The sequence below is a fragment of the Streptomyces sp. NPDC001100 genome (assembly GCF_053598575.1).
Window position 1 is genome coordinate 301800 of sequence record NZ_JBSFKO010000009.1, and the last position, 6879, is coordinate 308678.

A 6879-nucleotide genomic window follows, 5' to 3' on the forward strand; every position below is an offset into this window, starting at 1 on the left:
CACGGGAGCGCCGGACTCTGCGGTCCTGAGCGTACAACTGTGCCCGCAGGCCGGCCGCCCAAGACTTCGCACCGGTTAAATCGATTCACTATTGAGCCTGATCAATTCTCGACACAGGGATTGACCACGTGGACGCGGAACCCTAACCTCCGGGCAATCGCATTGAAACCTTTCACCAGTTGAGGGTGCGTCATGTCCTGGGACCTATCGCGTCGAAGACTCCTGCAGCTCGGTGGCGCCTCGGCAGCCTCGGTCGTACTGACCGGACCCCGGGCGCTCGCGGCCGAAAGCGTCAGCACGGCCCCCGGCAGGCCACCCGCGCCGACCGGCACGCTGGCCGACCTGCTTCCCCAAGCCCTCGGCACGAGCGCCGGGGGGCGCCCCCGGTTCAGCTGGCAGGTGCCCGACTTCGGCGCCGGTACCCTCCAGCGGGCCTATCGGCTGCAACTGGCCGCCGCTCCAGGCGGTTTCGAGGACGGGCGGCTCGTCTGGGACTCGGGGAAACTGAGATCTGCCGACTCCGTCGCCGTGCCGTACGACGGGCCGCCCCTCCAGCCACGTACCGCCTACTGGTGGCGGGTGGCCAGCTGGGGCGAGAACTGTTCCGCCTGGTCGGCACCCGCCCTGCTCGCCACCTCGGTCGAGGACGCGTGGGAGGCCGAGCCGATCTGGGTGCCCGCCGGGCCGGTCATGACCGACGGGACGCTCGCCGTCCGCCTGCAGATCACCGCCGTGGCGGCCGGCCTGTGGTTCCGCGCATCGAGCACCGCCGCCAACTACCTGTGGCAGCTGCGCGCCGGCACTCCCGGCGTCCTGCGCAAGCACGTCTGCGTGAACGGCACGTACACCGTCCTCGGCGAGGTCCGGCTGCCGTTCGCCGTCACCACCGGCGCGTGGCTCGACGTCACGGTCACCATGACGGGCACCACCTTCACCACCACCGTCGGCGGCACCACCGTCGACACCACCACCGACAGCCGTTACTCCTCCGGCAACATCGGCCTGCGCAACGGCCTCACCGAGTCACAGATCTACGACCGGGTGACGTTCACCGCCGCCGACGGAACCGTGCTCCTCGACGACGACTTCGCCTCCGACAAGGGCACCTTCTCCGCCGGCACCGTCTCCGGCGGCACGCTCACCCTCCCCACCGGCGCCTCGTCGCTCTCCTCCTACGGGGCCGACGACACCTGGGCGCTGCTGCGGCACGAGTACACCACGGCCACGGGCAAGGAGACAGCCGCCGCCGTCCTCTACGTCGCCGCCACCTCGGCCGACCCCGCCCGGCAGTACGTGGCCAAGGTGTGGAGCAACGGCACCGTGGTCGGGCAGGCCTCCGTGCGCTCCGGCACCGGAACCGCATACCAGGCCTTCGACATCACCTCGACCCTGCGGGGCGACGGTGGGCCCAACGCGCTCGCCGCGCTGTGCTGGACCACCTCGGAGCAGAAGTTCCTGGCCCAGCTGGAGATCACGTACACCGACGGCAGCCGGACCACCGTCGCCTCGGGAGACCACTGGCAGGCACGCCGCCAGGCCGGCCTGCTGCCCGCCAAGGGCAGCGCGGGCAGCAGCTACTACACGATCCCGCAGGAGTACTGGGACCTGCGCCAGGAACCCGTCGGCTGGACCCGGCCCGGCTTCGACGACAGCGCCTGGCACACGCCCGTCGTCCGCGCCGCGATCAGCGGCCTCGTCCCGGCCCCGATCGAACCGCCGCGGCTGCACGACGTCACCCCCGTCTCGGTCACCGAGGTCGCCGACGGCCGCTGGCTGGTCGACCTCGGCCGGGAGATCGTCGGGGGGCTGTCCCTGGAGGTCACCGGGAGCGCGGGCGACACCGTCGAGGTGCGGCTCGGCGAGGAACTGAACGCCGACAGCACCGTCAGGTACCAGCTGCGTGCCACCAACACGTACCGCGAGGTGTGGACCCTGCGCGACGGGAAGCAGAGCTTCGAGCACTGGGGCTACCGCGGCTTCCGCTGGGCGGAACTGCGCACGACGCTCGACCTGTCCGACGCCGTCATCACGGGCCGCGCACGCAAGCTCGACTGGGACGAGTCGCACGCGTCCTTCCACAGCTCCGACCCGGACCTCGACCGGGTCTGGGAGCTGTGCCGGTACTCCATCGAAGCCACCCGAGGCGACCTCTACACCGACACCCCGACCCGCGAGCGCGGCCCCTACGAGGGCGACGCGCTGATCAACCAGCTCTCCGAGTACGGCGTCCAGCGCTCCTACGCCCTGGCCCGCTGGTCCAACGACTACCTGGTCCGCAAGGGCACCTGGCCCACCGAGTACCGGCTGATGTGCGCGCTGTCCGCCTGGGAGGACTACCTCGCCACCGGCGACGACCGGCAGCTCGCCAAGGACTACGACCTGCTCGCCGCCAAGAACCTCACCACCTACCTCGACTCCCGGGGCCTGGTGAGCAAGGCGCCCGGCACCACCAGCCAGGACCTGGGCGACCTCGTCGACTGGCCCACCGCCAGCCGCGACGGATACGTCTTCACCAACGTCAACGCCGTCGTCAACGCCTTCCAGCACGCGGCCTTCGACGCCCTGTCCAAGAGCGCCGCGGCGCTCGGCAGAAACGACGACGCGGCGTCCCTGCGCTCCAGGGCCGACACCCTCGCAACGGCCATGCGCGCCACCCTGCTCGACAGCGCGGCCGGCCGGTTCCTCGACGGCGAGGGCACCACGCACAGCGCCCAGCACGCCACCGCCTTCCCGGTCGCGCTCGGTGTCGCGGACGCCCTGGACGACGACCTGCTCGGCCGGCTCGGGGACACCCTTGCCTCGGGCGATATGCGGATGAGCGTGTACGGGGCGCAGTTCCTCCTGGACGCCCTCTTCCGGCTCGGTCGCGCCGACGCCGCGCTCGGTCTGCTCACGTCCACGGCCACCAATTCGTGGCTGCACATGCTCGACACACTCAAGGCCACCATCGTCACCGAGGCCTGGGATCCCTCGCTGAAGTCCAACATGACGTTCTCCCACGCCTGGGCCTCGGCTCCGGCCAACGTGATCCCCCGGCATGTACTCGGTGTCCGCGTCACAGCCCCCGGCGCGGCGGAGTTCCTGATCCGCCCCAGAACCGGAACCCTGACCGACGTGGCGGGAACGGTGCCGTCCGTGCGCGGCCCGGTCCAGGTCGCCGTGCACCGATCGGACGGCTCCCACACGACCCGGGTGACGGTGCCGCCCAACTCCAGCGCGGTGGTGGAGGTGGAGATCGGCGACGCCCGTCCGGCGGAGTACCGGGTGACGGCGAAGGCACCAGGCGGACGGGGGCGGGTCAAGGTCGAAGCCCTCACAGACGTCACCGGTACGGTGCTGAGAATAGGGCCCGTCGGCTCCGGCACGACGAAAGCGGAACGCACCCCTTCCTGAGGGTATTGCCCCGACTTCCGCTTCCGTTGCCGAGGTCGTTGCAGCACCCCGGCCCGTTCACATGTCCTGTCGTTACGTCCTGTTCGCGTACGTGGCGGAGCGCGGCGAGGACGCGGTCCCGGTCGGCGTCGCCCAACACCTCGCCCTGATCGTCCTGATCGTCCTGAAGGTGATACGCCCGGACGGTGCCGCCTTCGGCATCCACCGGGCCGCCGGCGTCGACGCGTCGGGTCCTCCTCCTCACCGCCCACGACAGGACCGGAGCCAAAGCGCACGGGCTGACGATGGTCCCGGCCACTACGCCACGAAGCCCTTCGAGCTGGAGGAGCTGGTCGCCCGCGTCCATGTACTGCCGTGGCACGGGCGCTCCCTCGACTGTCGGCTGCTGCGCATCGGGGCGGGCTACGAGGTGCCGTTCGGGAGCCAGTACACGGAGGTGCGGGAGTCCGACGAACTCGTGCGCCGATTCGAACAGCGCCACGCATCCGCACCAACTGGTCGAGAGCCCACGGTCCTCAAGGACAAAGCCGGTGGAGGCTGGTGGGCCCTCATGGACGCGGCCGTCGGACGAGGACGCCTTCCCTGCCGACCCAGCGGATCGCTGCGGAACGACTACCAGCTCCCGTCACGACGTTCCTGGCCATCAAACGCACGGACAGGGCACACAGTTCACCGTCCGAGACACTCGCGCTGCGCCGCTGCTCCTTGGTCTTCGGTTCGGACATGCCCCGACAGCCCGCCACATGGCCGCCGGGCAGGACCCGGCCCGCCGCGGCAATTGCCAGAGAAATAACACCGAAGCCGCCACGCCTGCCGGCAACTCAAATCTTCAAGCACTTCACGGTTCACTTTCAGGGCGATTCACCTTCGCATTCAAGAAGCCATTCGAATACAAGTACGGCTACCGCCGGTAACCCTCTCCTGATGTGAAATTTTGAAAACTGGTCAGCGAAAGCGCTTGTCGCAGATAACTCGCACATGCGAAGGTGAGCCTCCCTTAGGACAGCCACGGCCCCCAACCGGGCGAAAAGGCGATCCTTAAGGTACGCACCAATCACTCGCCACTTTCCGACGGAACGTCATTTCGCATGCCGTCCTGCAATGGGAAAGGAAAGGATTCCGTGCAGGTCCCTTACCCCCCACGCCCGCCTTACCCACCCCGTCCCGGACCGCCCCCGGGGGAGCCCGATCCGGACCTCGCAGCCCGGCTGGGTGGCGAGGACCACGAGCGGCACCATGCGACGGCCCTGCTGCTGACCCGCCACTGGCCGTCCGTCCGCGACTACGCGCTCCTCTGTCTGGCGTCGGCGAGCCCCACCGCCCAGTACATCGCCATCAGCGCATTTCAGCGAACACTGGGCCGACTCGCGAACAGCGCAACCGGCGCAGCCCTACGCCCGCTGCTGCTGATGTCGGTGCGTGAGACAGTCCACGCCTGGGCCGCAGACGACAGAATATGCACAGCCATACCAGAACTACGCAAACCAATCGGCAGTCGTGGTCTGCACGCGACCACATCGGAAGCCCCGGCGCCCCGAAAACTCGCCGAACGCGCCTTCGTGGCACTGTCCGGTTTCGCGCAGTGCCTTCTGTGGCATATCGAAGTCGAGGCGGAACCCATAGAGATACCTGCCGCTCTGCTCGGTATGGAATCGGTCGTCGCGAGAGCGGCCGCGGAGCAGGCTCGCCAACAATTCAGGGCGGGCCTGGTGCACGCCCACATGCAATTCGCGCCGTCTGCGGAGTGCCGCTTCTACAGCCGCCTTATCGACGTACCCATTCGGCGCGGCGACCCCCTGCTCCCCGACGTCCGACAGCACCTGGCGGTGTGCTCCTACTGCCGAGCCGCTGCCGACCAATTCGAGCTCTTCGAAGGCGGGCTGGGGCTTCTGCTCGCCGAGGCGCTGCTCGGCGGGGAAGGCCGCCGCTATCTGGCTACGCGGCCCGGCCGGGGCGACCCCGGAGAATGGACAGTCGCACCGGAATGGGAGCCGACAGGTCCGTCCACGGGCGGCCGGCACCGCAACGTGCCCGAGAAGGGGCATTGCGCAGCCGCAGCCGGGGCCCTGACCTCCCTCGCCCTGCTGGCAATCGTCCTGGCCGCCCACAACTGGCCGGTCGACAGCGGTGCACCCGGCCCGGCCACGGCGACCTGGGGCGTCCCCGCCAACAGTTCCCCCAGCCCCAAGCCCAGCCCCACCACGTCAGCCGGCACCGCATCCGACCCCTCCGCCCCACCGCGCGATCCCGGCACCGAAAGCCAGACCCAAGGCAGGCTGCGCAGCCTCGCCACCGGACGCCGCCTGACCGTCGACGGCCGGATCGCGGCGGGCGCGAGCATTCACCTGACGGCGTGTTCGTCCACCGATTCCGAACAGTGGTCATACGAATTCGACGGCCTGCTGCGCAGCCAAGCCGACCCCGCTCTCCGCCTGACCGCCGCCCCTCGGACCCGAAGGCTCCAACTCTCACAGTGCGTCGTGCGCTCCGGCGAAGTGTCGTACACCATCACGCGGCAGGGGGAGCTCCTACTGCGCGAGCGCCAGGACCTCGCGGTGGCACCTGGCCACGGCGACCGGTCGACAGAGGCGGTCGTGGCGAGCCGTGACACGTCGGACCGACAGCGATGGACCCTTCGGGCTCCAGCAACGGGGCAGGCGCCCACCTCCCGCACATAGCGCCGCAGTTGTCATGAATCGCCAATGGCCCGGTCTCGAACCACCCGTGCATGGCAGGCGATTCCTTTGAAAGCACGACGGAACCCTCGACAAGACCGGGGTAACCGGCGGTAACTTCTGCGATGTTCCCACCGCAACCGCTTTCCCTCCCCAGGAGACACCCCCTCCATGCGCAGACTCCTCGCCTGCCTCGCGGCGGCAGCAGCCACCCTCGGCGGGCTCACCGCAGCCGCACCGCCCGCGTCGGCCGCAGACCCGGCTTCCGGGTCCTTCAGCACCCTGACCTACAACGTCGCGGGCCTACCTGAGAGCCTCTCCAGCGCCTCGACACCCCGCGACACCAGCACCACGGCGATCGGCCAGCGGATCGCTCCCTACGACATCGTCCACGTCGAGGAGGACTTCAACTACCACGCCTACCTCTACGCCGCCGACACCGCACACGCCTACCGCACCCCCACCAGCGGCGGCGCGGGCATCGGCAGCGGACTCAACACCCTCTCCAAGATCCCCTACGACGAGGACGACTTCGAGCGGGTCCACTGGAACTCCTGCCAGATCGACTCGGGCGACTGCCTCACCCCCAAGGGCTTCACGTTCATGCGCGAGCGCCTCTCCGAGGGCGTCTACGTCGACTTCTACAACCTGCACACCAACGCGGGCACGAACGACGGCGACGAGGCCTCCCGCGCCGACAACCTCAGCCAGCTGACCTCGTTCATCAGCACCCACTCGGCGGGCAACGCCGTCGTGGTGATGGGCGACACCAACACCCGCTACACCCGCTCCGCCGACACGATCGCGGAGT

At 69.2% G+C, this 6879-nt stretch carries 3 protein-coding genes and 1 pseudogene; 3 read left to right on the plus strand and 1 reads right to left on the minus strand.

The window, feature by feature from the left end:
- Nucleotides 1–192 precede the first annotated feature (192 nt).
- The gene (locus ACWDEW_RS16295; RefSeq protein WP_450513363.1) at nucleotides 193–3393 is read left to right on the plus strand and encodes a family 78 glycoside hydrolase catalytic domain; all 3201 of its coding nucleotides are present in this window, start codon (nucleotides 193–195) and stop codon (nucleotides 3391–3393) included.
- On the opposite strand, the gene ACWDEW_RS16300 is transcribed toward ACWDEW_RS16295, so the two are convergent.
- A complete protein-coding gene (locus ACWDEW_RS16300; protein ID WP_450513365.1) occupies nucleotides 3323–3874 on the minus strand; it encodes a hypothetical protein in 552 nt (183 codons plus the stop codon). The genes ACWDEW_RS16295 and ACWDEW_RS16300 overlap by 71 nt on opposite strands.
- A gap of 640 nt (nucleotides 3875–4514) precedes the next feature.
- Here ACWDEW_RS16300 and ACWDEW_RS16305 point away from each other — a divergent pair.
- Nucleotides 4515–6071, plus strand: coding sequence for a ricin-type beta-trefoil lectin domain protein (locus tag ACWDEW_RS16305; RefSeq protein ID WP_450513367.1), 1557 nt, complete (start codon nucleotides 4515–4517; stop codon nucleotides 6069–6071).
- A gap of 168 nt (nucleotides 6072–6239) precedes the next feature.
- Nucleotides 6240–6879: pseudogene (locus ACWDEW_RS16310) on the plus strand (jacalin-like lectin); the annotation flags it as partial.